13 protein-coding genes are annotated in these 16549 nt (G+C 69.3%); 4 read left to right on the top strand and 9 right to left on the bottom strand.

The annotated features are described in order from the left end of the window. Window positions 1-51 precede the first annotated feature (51 nt). Window positions 52-378, bottom strand: a complete 327-nt coding sequence (locus ACT53U_RS13360; protein ID WP_476155815.1) for a hypothetical protein — start codon at window positions 376-378, stop codon at window positions 52-54. Window positions 379-701: 323 nt separating this feature from the next. Here ACT53U_RS13360 and ACT53U_RS13355 point away from each other — a divergent pair, with 323 nt between their 5' ends. Both ACT53U_RS13355 and ACT53U_RS13350 read left to right on the top strand, forming a co-directional pair. Continuing rightward, window positions 702-3035, top strand: coding sequence for an NADP-dependent malic enzyme (locus ACT53U_RS13355; protein ID WP_476155813.1), 2334 nt, complete (start codon window positions 702-704; stop codon window positions 3033-3035). 101 nt (window positions 3036-3136) lie between these two features. After that, window positions 3137-5491, top strand: a complete 2355-nt coding sequence (locus ACT53U_RS13350) for a transglycosylase domain-containing protein (RefSeq protein ID WP_476155811.1) — start codon at window positions 3137-3139, stop codon at window positions 5489-5491. Window positions 5492-5504: 13 nt separating this feature from the next. Here ACT53U_RS13350 and ACT53U_RS13345 read toward each other — a convergent pair whose 3' ends face one another. The 5 genes from ACT53U_RS13345 to ACT53U_RS13325 are packed head-to-tail and all read right to left on the bottom strand — an operon-like array spanning window position 5505 to window position 10515. Continuing rightward, a complete protein-coding gene (locus tag ACT53U_RS13345) occupies window positions 5505-6815 on the bottom strand; it encodes a bifunctional folylpolyglutamate synthase/dihydrofolate synthase (RefSeq protein WP_476155809.1) in 1311 nt (436 codons plus the stop codon). Window positions 6816-6835: 20 nt separating this feature from the next. Then, window positions 6836-7711, bottom strand: coding sequence for an acetyl-CoA carboxylase, carboxyltransferase subunit beta (gene accD / locus ACT53U_RS13340; RefSeq protein WP_476155807.1), 876 nt, complete (start codon window positions 7709-7711; stop codon window positions 6836-6838). Between the two features lie 50 nt (window positions 7712-7761). Then, a complete protein-coding gene (trpA, locus tag ACT53U_RS13335) occupies window positions 7762-8589 on the bottom strand; it encodes a tryptophan synthase subunit alpha (RefSeq protein ID WP_476156359.1) in 828 nt (275 codons plus the stop codon). A gap of 10 nt (window positions 8590-8599) precedes the next feature. Continuing rightward, window positions 8600-9838 (bottom strand): tryptophan synthase subunit beta, encoded by a 1239-nt coding sequence (gene trpB / locus ACT53U_RS13330; RefSeq protein WP_476155805.1) that lies wholly within the window; start codon window positions 9836-9838, stop codon window positions 8600-8602. Further along, window positions 9835-10515, bottom strand: a complete 681-nt coding sequence (locus ACT53U_RS13325; RefSeq protein WP_476155803.1) for a phosphoribosylanthranilate isomerase — start codon at window positions 10513-10515, stop codon at window positions 9835-9837. The genes trpB and ACT53U_RS13325 overlap by 4 nt, the downstream gene beginning before the upstream one ends. 229 nt (window positions 10516-10744) lie before the next feature. On the opposite strand from ACT53U_RS13325, the gene coaBC reads away from it, so the two are divergent. Together coaBC and ACT53U_RS13315 are read left to right on the top strand one after the other, a co-directional pair. Next, complete coding sequence (gene coaBC, locus ACT53U_RS13320; RefSeq protein ID WP_476155801.1) at window positions 10745-11953, top strand: bifunctional phosphopantothenoylcysteine decarboxylase/phosphopantothenate--cysteine ligase CoaBC; 1209 nt, start codon at window positions 10745-10747, stop codon at window positions 11951-11953. Between the two features lie 92 nt (window positions 11954-12045). Next, window positions 12046-12480, top strand: a complete 435-nt coding sequence (locus tag ACT53U_RS13315) for a GFA family protein (protein WP_476155799.1) — start codon at window positions 12046-12048, stop codon at window positions 12478-12480. Between the two features lie 34 nt (window positions 12481-12514). On the opposite strand, the gene ACT53U_RS13310 is transcribed toward ACT53U_RS13315, so the two are convergent. The 3 genes from ACT53U_RS13310 to recQ form a co-directional block, all read right to left on the bottom strand. After that, window positions 12515-12673 (bottom strand): hypothetical protein, encoded by a 159-nt coding sequence (locus ACT53U_RS13310; RefSeq protein WP_476155797.1) that lies wholly within the window; start codon window positions 12671-12673, stop codon window positions 12515-12517. 62 nt (window positions 12674-12735) lie between these two features. After that, complete coding sequence (locus ACT53U_RS13305) at window positions 12736-14217, bottom strand: NAD(P)/FAD-dependent oxidoreductase (RefSeq protein ID WP_476155795.1); 1482 nt, start codon at window positions 14215-14217, stop codon at window positions 12736-12738. Between the two features lie 270 nt (window positions 14218-14487). After that, on the bottom strand, window positions 14488-16326 hold the full coding sequence (recQ, locus tag ACT53U_RS13300; protein ID WP_476155793.1) for a DNA helicase RecQ: 1839 nt from the start codon (window positions 16324-16326) through the stop codon (window positions 14488-14490). Window positions 16327-16549: the final 223 nt, after the last annotated feature.

The following is a 16549-nucleotide window of genomic DNA, read 5'->3' as shown; positions in this document are numbered from 1 at the left end:
CGGCGTCGAGCTGGCGATTAGGGGCGTTTCGTCACGAATCGATGACGGCCGTCATCCGCGCGGGGCGATCACCGGGCGTTCGCCCGAACGGTCGCGGGCGATCGCGACCAGGACGAAGCCGACGACGCCGAGCAGCAGGCAGGTCGGCACGACGCCGAGGAGGCCGAAGACGGCGTCGCGCACCGCCGGTCCGGCGGCGGCGGCGAGCGAGGTCGAGGCACTCTCGAAGGTTGCCGGAAAGACGGATTTCCACGACTGGGCGGCGGTGTTCAGGCGGGGTGCGGAGGCGGCGATCGAGGTCATGCCGTCGATCACGGCGGCGGCGAAGCCGCCCGCCAGCAGCCACAGACCGAGCGTGCGCACGAGAAAACGGATCATCGTTCTTCCCTCCGTGTCGTCGCGTTCCATCCGGGTCGGCTCGTCCGTCGCGCACGTCTTTCGGAGACGATTCGAGCGGAGGCACCCTAACGCGACGGCGGTGCAAAGGCGAGTGCTGCGTTGCAGCATGAAAAGAATTGATTTTTCAATCGATTACGAGACATTTCGTGTCATCGTGAGGGTTGCCCGGCGCCGGCCCCGCGGTTAACGCTTGCGGCCCGTCGTCGCAGGCAGGGTGGAATGTGACCGACCGGTCGCCACCCCGTCGAGACCGCCGGCCGGAGGGGGCCGACGGATGTGCCGACCCGAAACGGGAGTGACCGATGCCGACCGAGCCGTCCAACGATGTCGCGACGTCCTTCGCCGAACGCAGCCACAACGACGAGCTCTCCGAAGCCGCGCTGTATTTCCACAAGATGCCGCGGCCGGGAAAGCTCGAGATCCAGGCGACCAAGCCGCTCGGCAACCAGCGTGACCTGGCGCTCGCCTATTCGCCCGGCGTCGCGGCGCCGTGTCTGGCGATCAGGGACGATCCGGACAAGGCGGAGGACTACACCGCGCGCGGCAATCTCGTCGCCGTCGTCTCCAACGGCACGGCGGTGCTCGGCCTCGGCAACATCGGGCCGCTCGCCTCCAAGCCGGTGATGGAGGGCAAGGCCGTCCTCTTCAAGAAATTCGCCGGCATCGACGTCTTCGACATCGAGGTCGACGCGCCGACGGTCGAGCGCATGGTCGACGTCGTGTCGGCGCTGGAGCCGACCTTCGGCGGCATCAACCTCGAGGACGTCAAGGCGCCCGAGTGTTTCGAGGTCGAGCGTCAGCTGCGCGAGAAGATGAAGATCCCGGTCTTCCACGACGACCAGCACGGCACGGCGATCATCGTCGCGGCGGCGATCCTCAACGGGCTCGAGCTCGCCGGCAAGGACATCGCCGCGGTCAAGATCGTCGCCTCGGGTGCGGGCGCTGCGGCGCTCGCCTGCCTCAATCTGCTCGTCTCGCTCGGCGCCAGGGTCGACAACATCTGGGTCTGCGACCTCGAGGGCCTCGTCCATGTCGGTCGCGAGAAGCTGATGGACCGCTACAAGTCTGTCTACGCCAAGGAGACGGACAAGCGCACGCTGGCGGAAGTGATCGAGGGGGCGGACGTCTTCCTCGGCCTGTCGGCCGGCGGCGTGCTGAAGCCGGAGCTCCTGAAGTCGATGGCCGAGCGGCCGATGATCATGGCGCTCGCCAATCCGACGCCGGAGATCATGCCGGATCTCGCCCGCGAGGTGCGCCCGGACGCCATGATCTGCACCGGTCGGTCGGATTTCCCCAATCAGGTCAACAACGTCCTCTGCTTCCCCTACATCTTCCGCGGGGCGCTCGACGTCGGCGCGACGACGATCGACGAGACCATGAAGATGGCGGCGGTGCGGGCCATCGCCAAGCTCGCCCACGAGGAGGCGGGTGACCTCAAGAACGCCGACGGCAGCCCGGTCGTCTTCGGCCCGGACCATCTGATCCCCTCGCCCTTCGACAACCGCCTGATCCTGCGCATCGCGCCGGCGGTGGCGAAGGCGGCGATGGATGCGGGCGTGGCGCGGCGGCCGATCAAGGACTTCGACGCCTATCTCGAGCGTCTCTCGCGCTTCGTCTTCCGTTCGGGCCTGATCATGAAGCCGATCACGGCGGCGGCGAAGGCGGCGAAGGTCAAGAGCCGCGTCGTCTATTCCGACGGTGAGGACGAGCGCGTGCTGCGCGCCGCCCAGGTGCTGCTCGAGGAAGGCGTCGCCACGCCGATCCTGATCGGCCGGCCGAAGGTGATCGAGGCGCGCTGCGAGCGCTTCGGTCTGCGGGTCAGGCCGAACGTCGACTTCGAGGTCGTCGATCCCTCCAACGACCCGCGCTACAACGACTATGTCGCGACCTATTTCTCCAAGGTCGGCCGCAAGGGCGTGACGCCGGACGGCGCCAAGACGATCGTGCGGTCGAACACCACGGTGATCGGCGCGGTGGCGGTCGAGCGCGGCGATGCCGACGCGCTGATCTGCGGTCTCGGTGGCGGCTTCATCCGCCATCTCAACGTTGTCGACGACGTGATCGGCCGTGATGCGGCCGACACTCATTTCGCCACGCTGTCGCTGCTCATCACCCAGACCGGTTCGTGGTTCCTCACCGACACCTACGCGACGCCGGATCCGACGCCGGAGGAGGTGGCGCGCACCGCGGTGCTCGCCGCCCGTCACATTCGTCGCTTCGGCCTGCCGCCCAAGGCGGCGCTCTTGTCGGCCTCGAACTTCGGCTCGCGCGGGCTCGCCTCGGCCGAGAAGATGCGGGCGGCGCTGTCGATCGTGCGTGCCATGGAGCCGGGCCTCGAGATCGACGGCGAGATGCACGGCGACGCGGCGCTCAACACGGCGATGCGCAACCGGGTGATGCCGGATTCGACGCTCAAGGGCGACGCCAACCTGCTGGTCTTCCCCTCGCTCGATTCGGCCAACATCGCGCTGAACCTGATCAAGGGCATGACCGACGGTCTCCACGTCGGCCCGATCCTGCTCGGGGCGGCGAAGCCGGCGCACGTGCTGACCCAGTCGGTCACCTCGCGCGGCGTCGTCAACATGTCGACGCTCGTGGCGGTCGAGGCACAGTCGCGCCGGTCGGGTGGGCGCTGAACTCGCGTTGGGTTAACTCCGCCTTAAAACGCCCCCAATAGGCTCCCAAGGGGAGACATCGGCACTGCTTCGGTGCCGAAACGGGTCGAGGAGAAAGCGGCGTGGCGCGAGGGGCAGATCGGCGACGGGATCCCGTCTTCGACGAGGACGAGCACGAGGCGGGCGATCGCCTCGACATTCGTCTGTCGCCGGAAGACCGCCCGACCGGTGTCCGTGGACCGCGCCGTCCGCCGGAGACGCGTGGCGCACGCGCTTCGCGGGCCGAACCGAGTTTCGAGGGCCGTCGTCCGCAGGCGCGCGACGAGGATTACGACGAGCCGCCGCGCCGCCGCCGTGCCGCCCGCGACGAAGACTTCGACGGCGACGACACGCCGCCCCCGCCGCCGCGCCGCACCCGCAAGGGCGGTGGCAAGCCGCCGCCGCCGTCGGGCAGCGGCTTCGGGCGATTCGTGCGCCGGGCGCTCTACTGGAGCTTCGTGCTGGCGATCTGGGCCGGCATCGCGGCGGGCGGCGTTCTCGTCTATTACGGCGCACGTCTGCCGCCGACCTCGGAATGGGCGGTGCCGGAGCGGCCGGCCAACGTCAAGATCCTGTCGGCCGACGGCAAGCTCGTCGGCAATCGCGGCGACACCGGCGGCGAGGCGGTGAGGATCTCGGAACTGCCGCCGTGGCTGCCGGGCGCGATCATCGCCACCGAAGACCGCCGTTTCCGCGAACACTGGGGCATCGATCCGATCGGCCTCGCCCGCGCCGTCGTCGTCAACCTGACCCGGCGCGGCGTGTCGCAGGGCGGCTCGACGCTGACCCAGCAGCTCGCCAAGAACCTGTTCCTGACCCAGGAGCGGACCTTCGGCCGCAAGGTGCAGGAGGTGCTGCTCGCCCTGTGGCTCGAGCGGACCTACACCAAGGATCAGATCCTCGAGCTCTACATGAACCGCGTCTACATGGGCGCCGGCGCCTATGGCGTCGACGCGGCGTCGCGGCGCTATTTCGGCAAGTCGGCGCGCGACGTGACGCCGCTCGAGGCGGCGATGCTGGCGGGCCTCCTCAAGGCACCGTCGCGCTATGCGCCGTCGCGCGATCCCGAGCGCTCCAAGGCGCGCGCACAGACCGTCCTCGCCCTGATGGTCGAGACCGGGGTGATCACCGACAAGCAGCGCGAGGCGGCGATCGCCCAGCCGAAGATGATCTTCACCCAGCCGAACGCCGGGTCCGAGAACTACGTCGCCGACTGGGTGATGGACCAGATCCCGAGCTACATCGGCTCGATCGACAAGGACATCGTCGTCGAGACGACGATCGATTCGTCGCTGCAGATCCTCGCCGAGGCGGCGCTGCAGGCCGGCATGGCGCAGTTCGGCGACAAGAAGGACGTCTCTCAGGGTGCGGTCGTGTCGATCGACTCGACCGGCGCGGTCAAGGCGTTGGTCGGCGGCGTCGACTATTCGAAGTCGCAGTTCAACCGCGCCGTCTCCGCCAAGCGTCAACCCGGCTCGACCTTCAAGCCCTTCACCTATCTGACCGCGATGGAGGCGGGGCTGACCCCCGACACCGTCCGCGACGACACGCCCTTCACCTACAAGGGCTGGAGCCCGAAGAACTTCGAGAAGGAGTTCAAGGGCCCGATCACGCTGAAGGAAGCACTGTCGCAGTCGATCAACACGGTGGCGGCCAAGCTCGCCATCGAGGTCGGGCCGAAGAAGGTCGCCGAGACGGCGATGCGGCTCGGCATCACCTCGCCGCTCACCGCGACGCCCTCGATCGCGCTCGGCACGTCGGAAGTGACGCCGCTCGAGATCACCGCCGCCTTCGTGCCCTTCTCCAACGGCGGCATGGGCGTGGTGCCGCACGTCATCAAGTCGATCAAGTCGGCCGACGGCAAGGTGCTCTATGCCCGCAAGGGCACCGGCATCGGCCGGGTGATCGATCCCGTGCCGCTCGCCGAGATGAACGAGATGCTGGCCGAGACGCTGGCGTCGGGCACGGCGCGCAGGGCGCAGATCCCCGGCTGGCAGACCGGTGGCAAGACCGGCACGTCCCAGGATTTCCGCGACGCCTGGTTCATCGGCTACACCGCGAAACTCACGACCGGCGTGTGGCTCGGCAACGACGACGGCCAGCCGACCAAGCGCGGTACCGGCGGCTCGCTCGCCACCGTGGTCTGGCACCGCTTCATGCTCGATGCCCATCGCGGCCAGCAGGCGATGGCGATCCCCGGTGTCGGCTACGCGCGCGGCGTGGCGGGTCTGCCGGCGACGCCGGTGGGGGCCGCCGAGACCACCGGTTCGACGCCGGCCGGACAACAGCCGATCCTGCCGGTCGCCCGCAATCGGGCACGTCCCGCCGATCCGGAGACCACCGGCTCGATCGCCGACGCCCCCGTCCGTCGCCCGTCGCGCGGCGGCCCGGAAGGTCAGACGCTGGGTGAGTTCATCGGCGGGCTGTTCCGCTGGTGAGGGGCACTGCCGCTCAGACCGGCGGCGTGCGGTTTTCCGCCAGCACGGCGCCGGCGAGATAGAGCGATCCACAGATCAGGATGCGCGGGGGAAGCCCCCCGTCGGCGCGCAGGCTTTCGAGCGCGGCGCGGACGCCCGTCGTCGGCTTTGCGGCGAGGCCGGCGCGGGTCGCGACGATCTCGGCCAAGGCGGCCGGGTCGCGGCCGGGGTGTTCGCCGCCGTCGATCGGCACGGTCAGGACGCGCGGCGTCAGGGCTCGGAAGGGGCGGAAGAAGCCGACCGGGTCCTTGGTCTCGAGCAGACCGGCGATCAGCACCAGCGGGCGGGGCGACCGGCGGCCGAGATCGGCGAGTGTCGCGGCGATGACCTCGCCGGCGCCGGGGTTGTGGCCGCCGTCGAGCCAGATCTCGGCGCCCGTCGGAGCGGCCTCGACCAGGGCGCCCTCGGTCAGCCGCTGCATGCGGGCCGGCCAGTCGGCACCGGCGATGCCGCGATCGATCGTCGCCTCGGGGATGTCGAAGCCGGCCGCCTCGAGCGCGGCGATCGCCGTGCCGGCGTTGACGATCTGGTGGGGACCGAGGAGGCGCGGCGGGGCGAGGTCGAGGAGACCGCGTTCCGAGCGATGGATCATCCGCCCGTCCTCGAGCGTCGCGGTCCAGTCCTGTCCGCCGAGCGACAGGGCTGCGCGGGCACGGGCGGCGGTGCGCTCCAGCACGGCGGCGACGGCATCGACCTGGGGGGCTGAGACGAGCGGGCGGCCGGCCTCGACGATGCCGGCCTTTTCAGTGGCGATCTTCTCGATCGTGTCGCCGAGGAACTTCTCGTGATCCATCGAGATCGGCGTGATGACGGACGCGAGCCGGTTCGCCACGACGTTGGTGGCGTCGAGCCTTCCGCCGAGGCCGACCTCGAGCAGGGTCGCGTCGGCCGGCGTCTCGGCGAAGAGCAGGAAGGCGGCGACGGTCGCCAGTTCGAAGAAGGTGATCGGTGCGCCGGCATTCGCCTCCTCCGCCCGCAGGATCGCCGCGGCGAGCGCATCGTCCTCGGCCAGCGTCCCCGCGACGCGGATGCGCTCGGCGAAACGGACGAGATGGGGCGAGGTATAGACGTGGACGCGGCGGCCGGAGGCCTCGAGGATCGACCGCAGGAAGGCGGTGGTCGAGCCCTTGCCGTTGGTGCCGGCGACGTGGATCACCGGCGGGATGGCGCGATGGGGATCGCCGAGCCGGGCGAGCAGACGGTGCATGCGGTCGAGACCGAGGTCCCAACCGGCCGGCACCGTCTTCTCGAGCCGCGCGAGGAGGGCGTCGAGCGACGACGACATGATGCCCTCCCGGATCGCGATCAGGCCGCGGCGTCGTGGCGCGGGCGATCCTTCTTCATGAAGAGATGCGCCAGCCGCGAGACGGTGTCGCGGATCTCGTGGCGATGGACGACGAGGTCGACCATACCGTGGTCGAAGAGATATTCCGAGCGCTGGAAGCCCTCGGGGAGCTTTTCGCGGATCGTCTGTTCGATGACGCGCGGGCCGGCGAAGCCGATGAGGGCGCCGGGCTCGGCCAGATGCACGTCGCCGAGCATGGCGTAGGAGGCGGTGACGCCGCCGGTCGTGGGATTGGTCAGCACGACGAAATAGGGCAGCTTGGCGCGGCGCAGCGCCTGGACGGCGACGGTGGTGCGCGGCATCTGCATCAGCGACAGGATGCCTTCCTGCATGCGGGCGCCGCCTGAGGCGACGAAGAGCACGAAGGGCGTGCCGCGGTCGCGCGCCGTCATCAGGCCGGTGACGATCGCCTCGCCGGCGGCCATGCCGAGCGAACCGCCCATGAAGTCGAAGTCCTGCACCGCGGCGGTGACCGGCAGCCCCTCGAGCCGGCCGTAGGCGACCTGGACGGCGTCGTCCTTGCCGGTCTTGGAACGGGCGTCGCGGATGCGGTCGGAATAGCGGCGCTCGTCGCGGAACTTCAGCGGGTCGGCCGCGACCGTCGGGGTCGCCACCGCGGCCCATTCGCCGCGATCGAAGAAGGCATCGAGCCGCGCCTTGGCCGGCATGCGCATGTGATAGCCGGACGAGGGCACCACGAACTGGTTCGCCTCGAGATCGCGGTGGAAGACCATCTCGCCGGTCTCGGGACACTTGATCCAGAGGTTCTCCGGCACGTCCTTCTTGGTGAGAAGGCTCTTGATCTTCGGACGGACGACGTTGGTCAGCCAGTTCACGGGGATACTCCACTCAGGCGGCGCGACCCTTTCGGGCCGGCCGGAAAATCTCAGCCGCGGGCGGCGCGGACGCCGGCCGCGAGGTCGGCCACGAGGGCGGTCACGGCCGGAACGGTCGCAGCCGTCGGCCGGCCGTCGACGAGGGTCGCGGCCATCGCCTGGACGATCGCCGAGCCGACCACCACGCCGTCGGCGTTGCGGCCGATCTCGCGGGCGGACACCGCGTCGCGCACGCCGAAACCGACGGCGACCGGCAGCGCCGTGTGGCGCTTGATGCGGCCGACCGCCTCCGCCACCTTCGTCGCGTCGGGCTTCGCCGCGCCGGTGATGCCGGTGATCGAGACGTAATAGACGAAACCGGAGGTGTTCGCGAGGACCGTCGGCAGGCGACGATCGTCGGTGGTGGGCGTCGCCAGGCGGATGAAGTTGAGGCCGCGGGCGAGCGCCGGGATGCAGAGCTCGTCGTCGGCTTCCGGCGGCAGGTCGACGACGATCAGGCCGTCGACGCCGGCCGACTGGGCATCGGCGAGGAAGCGCTCGGGGCCGTAGATGTAGATGGGGTTGTAGTAGCCCATCAGCACGATCGGCGTGTCGGCGTCGGTCCTGCGGAAGTCGGCGACCAGCGCCAACGTCTTGGCGAGCGTCGCGCCGGCGTCGAGGGCGCGCTTGCCGGCGGCCTGGATCGCCGGGCCGTCGGCCATCGGATCGGAGAAGGGCATGCCCACCTCGATCACGTCGGCGCCGGCGCCCGGCAGGGCCTTCAGGATGGCGAGGCCGGTCTCGTGGTCGGGATCGCCGCCCATCACGAAGGTGACGAGCGCCGGACGGCCTTCGGCTGCGACGGCCGCGAAGCGGCGGGAAATGCGGGTCTCGGTCATCGTCGTCACCTCAGATCTTCTCGCCGAGATAATCGGCGACCGAGAAGACGTCCTTGTCGCCGCGGCCGGAGAGGCACATCACGATCGACTGCGACTTGTCCATGGTCGGCGCCATCTTCAGCACATGGGCCAGAGCATGGCTCGGTTCCAGGGCCGGGATGATGCCTTCGAGCTTCGAGCAGATCTGGAAGGCGTCGAGCGCCTCCTTGTCGGTCGCCGGCACGTAGGAGACGCGGCCGGTGTCCTTCAGCCACGAATGCTCCGGTCCGACGCCGGGATAGTCGAGGCCGGCGGAGATCGAGTGGCCCTCGAGGATCTGGCCGTCGCCGTCCTGCAGCAGATAGGTGCGGTTGCCGTGGAGCACGCCGGGGCGGCCACCGGTCATCGAGGCGGCATGGCCGTTCGGCACGTCGATGCCATGGCCGGCGGCCTCGACGCCGACGATCTTCACGCCGCTGTCGTCGAGGAAAGGATGGAAGAGGCCGATGGCGTTCGAGCCGCCGCCGATGCAGGCGACGATGGCGTCGGGCAGACGGCCCTTGGCGGCGAAGAACTGCTCCTTCGTCTCCTTGCCGATCACCGACTGGAAGTCGCGCACCATCGCCGGATAGGGATGCGGACCCGCCGCCGTGCCGATCAGGTAATAGGTGTTCTCGACGTTCGTCACCCAGTCGCGCAGCGCCTCGTTCATGGCGTCCTTGAGGGTGCCGGCACCGGAGGTGACCGGCGTGACCTCGGCGCCGAGCAGCTTCATGCGGAAGACGTTGGGCTTCTGCCGCTCGACGTCGGTCGCACCCATGTAGACCATGCAGGGGTAGCCGAAGCGGGCGGAGACGGTGGCCGACGCCACGCCGTGCTGGCCGGCGCCGGTCTCGGCGATGATCCGCGTCTTGCCCATGCGCTTGGCGAGCAGGATCTGGCCGAGGCAGTTGTTGATCTTGTGGGAACCGGTGTGGTTCAGCTCCTCGCGCTTGAACCAGATCTCGGCGCCGAACTTGCCGCCCGTCTGGGCGCGTAGGTGCTCGGTCAGGCGCTCGGCGTAGTAGAGCGCCGAGGGGCGACCGGCGTAATGGGTCGAGAGCGACGAGAGCTCGGCCTCGAAGCTCGGGTCCTTCTTGGCGTCCTCGTAGGCCTGTTCGAGCTCGAGGATCAGCGGCATCAGCGTCTCGGCGACGAAACGGCCGCCGTAGAGGCCGAAGAAGCCGCGCTCGTCGGGACCGTTCCGAAGCGAATTGATGAGCGTGTTCAAGGGCGGGACCTCGGGTTTCGCGCGCGGCGGACGGCCGCCTCACGGGCATTCTTCACGAAGGCGCGGATCCGCGCGGGATCCTTGACGCCGGGAGCGCTCTCCACGCCGGAGGAGACGTCGACGGCCGCAACGCCGGTGACGGCGACCGCCTCGGCGACGTTTTCCGCCGTCAGGCCCCCCGATAGCATGATCGGCAGAGCCGGGTCGAGATCGGCGACGAGGCGCCAATCGAAGGAGAGACCGTTGCCGCCGGGCAGCGCATCGGGCGTCTTCGGCGGCTTGGCGTCGAAGAGAATGCGCGCGACATGCGGCAGGAACGTGGGCAGGGCGGCGAGATCGGCGGCCTCGGCCACCGGCAGCGCCTTCATCAGGGGCGTTGCCGTCAGCCGCGCGATCTCGGCGACGCGCTCGGGGCTCTCGTGGCCGTGGAGCTGGATCAGGTCGGGCTTCAGGCGAGATGCGATCGCGGATAGGCTCGCGTCGTCGGCATCGACCACCAGGGCGACGATCTTCGCTCGGCCGCGGGCGGGGGCGGCGAGACGGACCGCCTCGTCGAGCGTCACGTTGCGCGGGCTCTTCGCGAAGAAGACGAAGCCGATCAGATCGGCGCCGGCGTCGAGCGCGGCGGCGACCGCCTCGTCCGTCTTCAGGCCGCAGATCTTGATCTCGAAAGCCATCGGCTCGTCGTTCCGTCCGGGTTGCGCGGGCGCGCGGGAAGGGTCGTCTCTGCCACGACGCCACGCGGGAGTCCATGGGCGGGGCTTCTTCTTCCTTCTCCCCTGCGTGGGAGACGGAAGGGACGGCGGCCGTTCACCGCAGGCGCGGCTTTGCGTGGCGGCGTCGCGGGTGTCCTGCTAGGGTGCGGCGCCGCGCCGGGATCGGCGTCAACGAGGGAATTTCGGGCCCATGCTCGCCGAAAAGCGCATTCTTCTGATCATCGCGGGCGGTATCGCCGCCTACAAGTCGCTCGATCTGATCCGCCGCCTGCGCGAACGCGGTGCGCGCGTGCGGGTGGTGATGACGGAGGCGGCGACGAAATTCGTGACGCCGCTCTCCGCCGGTGCGCTGTCGGAGAACCGCGTCTTCACCGATCTCTTCGACCTGACCGGCGAGAACGAGATCGGCCACATCCGTCTGTCGCGCGAGGCCGATCTGGTGGTCGTGGCGCCGGCGACGGCCAATCTCCTCGCCAAGGCGGCGAACGGGCTCTGCGACGACCTCGCCTCCAACGTGCTGCTCGCCACCGACAAGCCGGTGCTCGCCGCCCCGGCGATGAACCCGCGGATGTGGGCCCATCCGGCGACCCGCCGCAACGCCGCGCGCCTTTCCGCCGACGGCTGGCGTTTCGTCGGGCCGAACGTCGGACAGATGGCCGAGCGCGGCGAGGAAGGGGCGGGGCGGATGTCCGAGCCCTTGGAGATCGTCGCGGCGATCGAGGCCTTCTTTGCCGAAGCCGCGGCGCCGAAGCCGCTCGCGGGCCGCAAGATCGTGGTGACGGCGGGGCCGACCCACGAGCCGATCGATCCGGTGCGCTACATCGCCAATCGATCCTCGGGCAAGCAGGGCTATGCGGTGGCTGCAGCCTTGGCCGAGGCCGGGGCGACGGTGACGCTGGTCTCGGGACCCGTCGGGCTCGCCGATCCGGCGGGGGTGACGGTCGTGCGGGTCGAGACGGCGCGCGAGATGCGCGATGCGGTCGAGGCGACGCTGCCGGTCGATGTCGCGGTGATGGCGGCGGCGGTCGCCGATTGGCGGGTGGCCTCGGAAGCCGCCGAGAAGATCAAGAAGGGGCCGGGTGGCGTGCCGACTCTGGCCTTCGTCGAGAACCCGGACATCCTGGCCGGCGTCGGGCGTCACCCGACGCTCCGGCCGAAGCTCGTCGTCGGCTTCGCGGCGGAGACCGAGAACCTGCTCGCCAACGCTCGCGCCAAGCTCGACAAGAAGGGCGCGGATCTCATCGTCGCCAACGACGTCTCGCCGGAGACCGGCATCATGGGCGGCGATCGCAACACGGTCCGGATCGTCGCGGCAGACGGCATCACCGAATGGCCGGATCTGCCCAAGGACGAGGTCGCGGCGCGGCTGGTGGCGCTGATCGCGGGGCGGCTCGGCTGAACGGGGGCGTCCGTCGCGCCGCCGTCATCGGACCGTCTCGTTCTCCGGCCTAGACCGGGCGGAGAGACGATCGGTGCGAGGGGCGAGTGACGATGAAGGCAGAGGGAACGGTCCGGCTCGGGCGATGCCATTGCGGCACGGTGCGGTTCGAGGCGACGCTGGTCGACGATTTCCGATCGATCCGCCGCTGCACCTGTTCCTATTGCCGGATGCGCGGCGCGGTCGTCGCCATGGCGGAGACCGGCGGGATCCTGATCCTCGAGGGTGAGGCGGTGCTGACCAGCTACCGCTTCCACACCGGTACGGCCGAGCACTTCTTCTGCTCGCGTTGCGGCATCTACACCCACCATCAGCGGCGGTCGAACACGGCGCTCTTCGCCGTGAATGTCGCCTGTCTCGATGGGGTCAGCCCTTTCGACTTCGCCGAAGTGCCGGTCATGGACGGCGTCGAACACACCAGCGACACCGGCCGGCCGACCCGACGGGCGGGGACGCTGCGCTACGAGCCGGCCGACCGGGACGGATGACGGCGGGGCAGCCGCCACCCGTTCCTTTGCCGGCTCAGTGATGCGAGTTCCGCATCAGGCGGATCATCTTCATGTTGATGACGAAGAAGCGCACGATCTGCCAGGGCAGGAACTTGCGCAGGAAGATCGTCGTCCAGGTGGGCTTCGGCGGGTAGTAGGCCTGCTGGTAGGGCTCTTTGTTGGTGACGGTCATGGCGTTCTCTCTCCGGTCTCTGAATTCGCGAGGATGGTGCTCGTCGCCGATCGATCGTGTGATCAATCCGGCAGCAGGGACCAGCCGAGCTTCATCTTGGCCTGGTAGATGAAGGTGTAGTGCAGCATCGCCTTCATCCAGTGGCCGGCGAGACCGATTTCGCCGAAGGTCAGCGATAGATCACGTCCGTATTCCGGATATTTCTCGTAGTCGGGCACCACCGGAAAGACCGTCATCGTCGCGGCCGAACCGGTGAGGAAGTTGCGGCCGGTCGAGGCGACGCAGGCCGCGCCCATCTTGGCCATCGAAGCCGTCTTGGTGGGCGCCGGGGCACCGTCGAGCATGTCGCGGATGCTCTCGGCCACCGCGATCGCCATGGCGGCGGACGGCATGCCGGTGCGCGGCGGGGCCGGGTTGATCGGCGTGCCGTTGACGCTGGTCATCGGCTTGGAGATCAGGTGCGGCGGCGCGAAGGCGATGCCGACGGCGAAGAGATTGCCGTAGGTCGGGTTCTGGTAGGTCGAGGGCCAGTCCTTGGCCGACCATTCGGCATAGGGGCGGGGCGTGTAGTCGCCGTCGACCTTCATGAAGCCGGAGGGGGCGAAGATCTTCGCGGTGATGTCCTCGCCGGCCTTGTCGAAGGCCTTCAGGCCGACGCCGGAGAAGGGCGGGATCAGCATGGCGAAGTCGAAGTCGAGTTCGCCGCGGGTGCCGTCGAGCTGCTCGTAGTGGAGCTTGCCGGCCTCGACCTTGTTGACCGCGGCGCGGGTGATCCATTCGATGCCGCGCTCGACCATCAGGCTCTCGGCGAAGACCTTGCCGTTGGTGATGTAGCCGCCGCGTTCGATGTGGACGCCGCCCATGCCGAAGTCGCCGAGCTCGTACTCGTTGGAGATCCAGACCATTCGCGCGCGATCACGGACGCCGGCTTCGCGCAGCACGTGGTCGACGTTGTAGATGTATTCGAAGGCGGCGCCCTGGCAGGTGCAGGTGCCGTGACCGGTGCCGATCACGATGGTCTTGTTCTCGCCGCGGCGCATGGCGTCGATCGTCGCCTGCAGCTTGTGGTTCGCCTCGATCGCGTGATCGGCGGTGCACACCGACACGGTGTGGCCGTGGTCGGGGCCGAGACCCTCGGTCGCGCCGAAGTTCAGCTTCGGGCCGGTGGCGTTGATCAGGTAGTCGTAGGCGACCTTGGCGGTCTGACCGACCTTGGCGCCGCCGGTGTATTCGACCGTGACGAAGGGCGTGGCGTCGTCGGCGTCGCCCTCCGGGTGGATCGACACGGCGCGGGCCCGGTGGAAGGGGATGCCGACGCGGGCATAGAGCGTGGCGAGGTCGAAGGTGACCTGCTCCTTGGTCATCTGGCCGACGCCGACCCAGATGTTCGAGGGGATCCAGTTCCACGCCTCGTTCGGCGAGATCACCACGACCTCGTAGGGCGTGCGGGTTTTCGGCCGCCCGCGCAGCAGGTAGCGCGCCGCGGTGTGGCCGGAAATGCCGGCGCCGAGAATGACGATCTGCTTCTTGTCCAGAGTTGCCATGAGACCGGCTCTCCCCCCTCGTTGTCGCCGCTTGTCCTTGCGGATCGGATGTCCGATGCGTCGTCGCGGCTTTATATGAGAACATACTTATATTATGAATTGCGGCCTCGCCTCAATAGGTCCGGGGCTAGCGCTTTGGTCGCTGTCCGTCGGACGGCAGGCCGCAGCCGCCGCGTGTCGGCGCGAGGCGCGCACGGACGCGCGGAAGCGACCGCGGACGGCATCGGATGGTTGCGCAGACGGTGCGGCGGCCGGCGGCGGAGGGCGCGATCAGCCCTCGAAGTCGCGGACGGCGCGCAGGAAGACGTCGGCGAAGCGCTCGAGCTTGGCGGCGCCGACGCCGTGGAGGGCGGCCATCTCGGTCCGCGTCGTCGGGCGGGCGTGGGCCATCTCGATCAGGGTGCGGTCGGCGAAGACGACATAGGCCGGGGCGTTGAGCTCGCGGGCGAGATCGGCGCGGGTGCGCTTCAGCGCGTCGAGGAGGCGCGTCTCCGCCTCGTCGAGACCGGAGACGGCGAGCTTCTTCTCGATCTTCGCCGACTTCTTGCGGCCCTCGGCGCGGGCGGCCTCGACCACGTCGCGGCGGAAGACGACCGGGCGGGCGCCCTTCAGCACCTCGCCGCCGGCTTCCGTCACATACCAGGCGCCGTGGGCGGTCATGTCGACGTCGGCGAGGCCGGCGGCGAGCATCTGGCGGAAGATCGCCCGCCACTGCGGCCGGGTGAACTCCTTGCCGACGCCGAAGGTCTTGAGCTTTGCGTGGCCGAACTTCTCGATGCGCTCGGTCGTCTCGCCGAGCAGGATGTCGACGAGATGGGTCTCGCCGAAGCGCTGGTCGGTGCGCACCATGGCGGAGAGCGCCTTCTGGGCGGCGAGGGAGCCGTCGAAGGTCTCCACCCCGTCGCGGCAGACGTCGCAGTGGCCGCAGGGCTCGCTCTCCTCGCCGAAGAAGGCGAGCAGCACCTGACGGCGGCAGCGCGGCGTCTCGGCGAGCGCCACCAGCGCGTTGAGGCGCTGGCGCTCGACCCGCTTCTGCTCGTCGCCCGCGTCCGATTCGTCGATCTGGCGGCGGCGCAGGATGATGTCGTCGGTGCCGTAGAGGGTCAGCGTGTCGGCGGGCAGGCCGTCGCGACCGGCGCGGCCGATCTCCTGGTACCAGGCCTCGATCGACTTCGGCAGCGCCGCATGGGCGACGAAGCGGACGTCGGGCTTGTCGATGCCCATGCCGAAGGCGACGGTCGCCACCATGACGATGCCGTCCTCGCGCAGGAACGTGTCCTGCGCCGTCGAACGGGCCTCGCCCTCCATGCCGGCGTGATAGGCGAGCGCCCGGTGGCCGGCGCCGCGGAAGGCCTCGGCGAGTTCCTCGGTCTGGCGGCGTGAGGAGCAATAGACGACGCCGCTCTCGTCGCGGTGGCCGTCGAGGAAACGGACGAGCTGGCGCCGCGGATCGGCCTTGGGCCGCATGGCGAGGAAGAGGTTCGGCCGATCGAAGCCGTGGACGAAGGTGACGGGCTCGCGGACGAAGAGGCGTTCGCGGATCTCCTCGCGGGTGGCGGCGTCGGCGGTGGCGGTCAGCGCCAGGATGCGCGGATTGCCGAGCTTCTCGGCGAAGGCGCCGATGTCGCGATATTCGGGGCGGAAGTCGTGGCCCCACTGCGAGATGCAGTGCGCCTCGTCGACGGCGATCATCGCCACGTCGGCGCGGGCGAGACGCTCCTGCGTCTCGGGGCGGGCGAGGCGTTCGGGGGCGAGATAGAGGAGGCGCAGGCGGCGGGCGGCGAGATCGTCCATGATCCGGCGCCATTCCTCGGCGTCGGTCGTGGAGTTCAGCGCCCCGGCGCAGATGCCGTTCGCCTGCATCTGGGCGACCTGGTTGCGCATCAGGGCGATCAGCGGCGAGACGACGACGACCAGTTCCTCGCGCACCAGCGCCGGCAACTGGTAGCACATCGACTTGCCGGCACCCGTCGGCATGACGGCGAGCACGTCGGCGCCGTCGAGTACCGCGGCGACGATCTCGTCCTGGCCGGGGCGCAGGTCGGGATAGCCGAAGACCTCGCGCAGCACGGCGCGGGCACGGTCGAGGTGGGGCGAGGACGCGATCATCGGCGGGGAACGACTCCGTGGGGCTGATACGAGATCCGATCGATCAGATCGGAGTCTCGTATTCCGTTCGTCGAAAAGCCGTGTCTGGACAAAGGCTTTTTCGACGAGCCGGATCCGGCGTCGCGAAGCGACCCGACGGATCCCGTATCAGGGCTAACGGGCCGGCGGTCCCACGTCAAACCGTCGCTCGTCCTTCGTTAACCAGCCGTCTTGGCGAAGTCTT

The organism is Pinisolibacter sp. DMC19, assembly GCF_056313985.1.
Note: the sequence above shows the minus strand (reverse complement) of the source record. Positions and strands in the feature narration are given on the sequence as shown.

What these genes read in the sequence shown, in the direction of transcription:
- ACT53U_RS13355 (WP_476155813.1), top strand. Translation starts at nt 702, where the DNA reads ATGCCGACCGAGCCGTCCAACGATGTCGCGACGTCCTTCGCCGAACGC.
- recQ (WP_476155793.1), bottom strand. Translation starts at nt 16,326, where the DNA reads ATGATCGCGTCCTCGCCCCACCTCGACCGTGCCCGCGCCGTGCTGCGC.
- ACT53U_RS13310 (WP_476155797.1), bottom strand. Translation starts at nt 12,673, where the DNA reads ATGACCGTCACCAACAAAGAGCCCTACCAGCAGGCCTACTACCCGCCG.
- coaBC (WP_476155801.1), top strand. Translation starts at nt 10,745, where the DNA reads ATGCTCGCCGAAAAGCGCATTCTTCTGATCATCGCGGGCGGTATCGCC.
- ACT53U_RS13305 (WP_476155795.1), bottom strand. Translation starts at nt 14,217, where the DNA reads ATGGCAACTCTGGACAAGAAGCAGATCGTCATTCTCGGCGCCGGCATT.
- ACT53U_RS13360 (WP_476155815.1), bottom strand. Translation starts at nt 378, where the DNA reads ATGATCCGTTTTCTCGTGCGCACGCTCGGTCTGTGGCTGCTGGCGGGC.
- ACT53U_RS13325 (WP_476155803.1), bottom strand. Translation starts at nt 10,515, where the DNA reads ATGGCTTTCGAGATCAAGATCTGCGGCCTGAAGACGGACGAGGCGGTC.
- trpA (WP_476156359.1), bottom strand. Translation starts at nt 8,589, where the DNA reads ATGACCGAGACCCGCATTTCCCGCCGCTTCGCGGCCGTCGCAGCCGAA.
- ACT53U_RS13315 (WP_476155799.1), top strand. Translation starts at nt 12,046, where the DNA reads ATGAAGGCAGAGGGAACGGTCCGGCTCGGGCGATGCCATTGCGGCACG.
- ACT53U_RS13345 (WP_476155809.1), bottom strand. Translation starts at nt 6,815, where the DNA reads ATGTCGTCGTCGCTCGACGCCCTCCTCGCGCGGCTCGAGAAGACGGTG.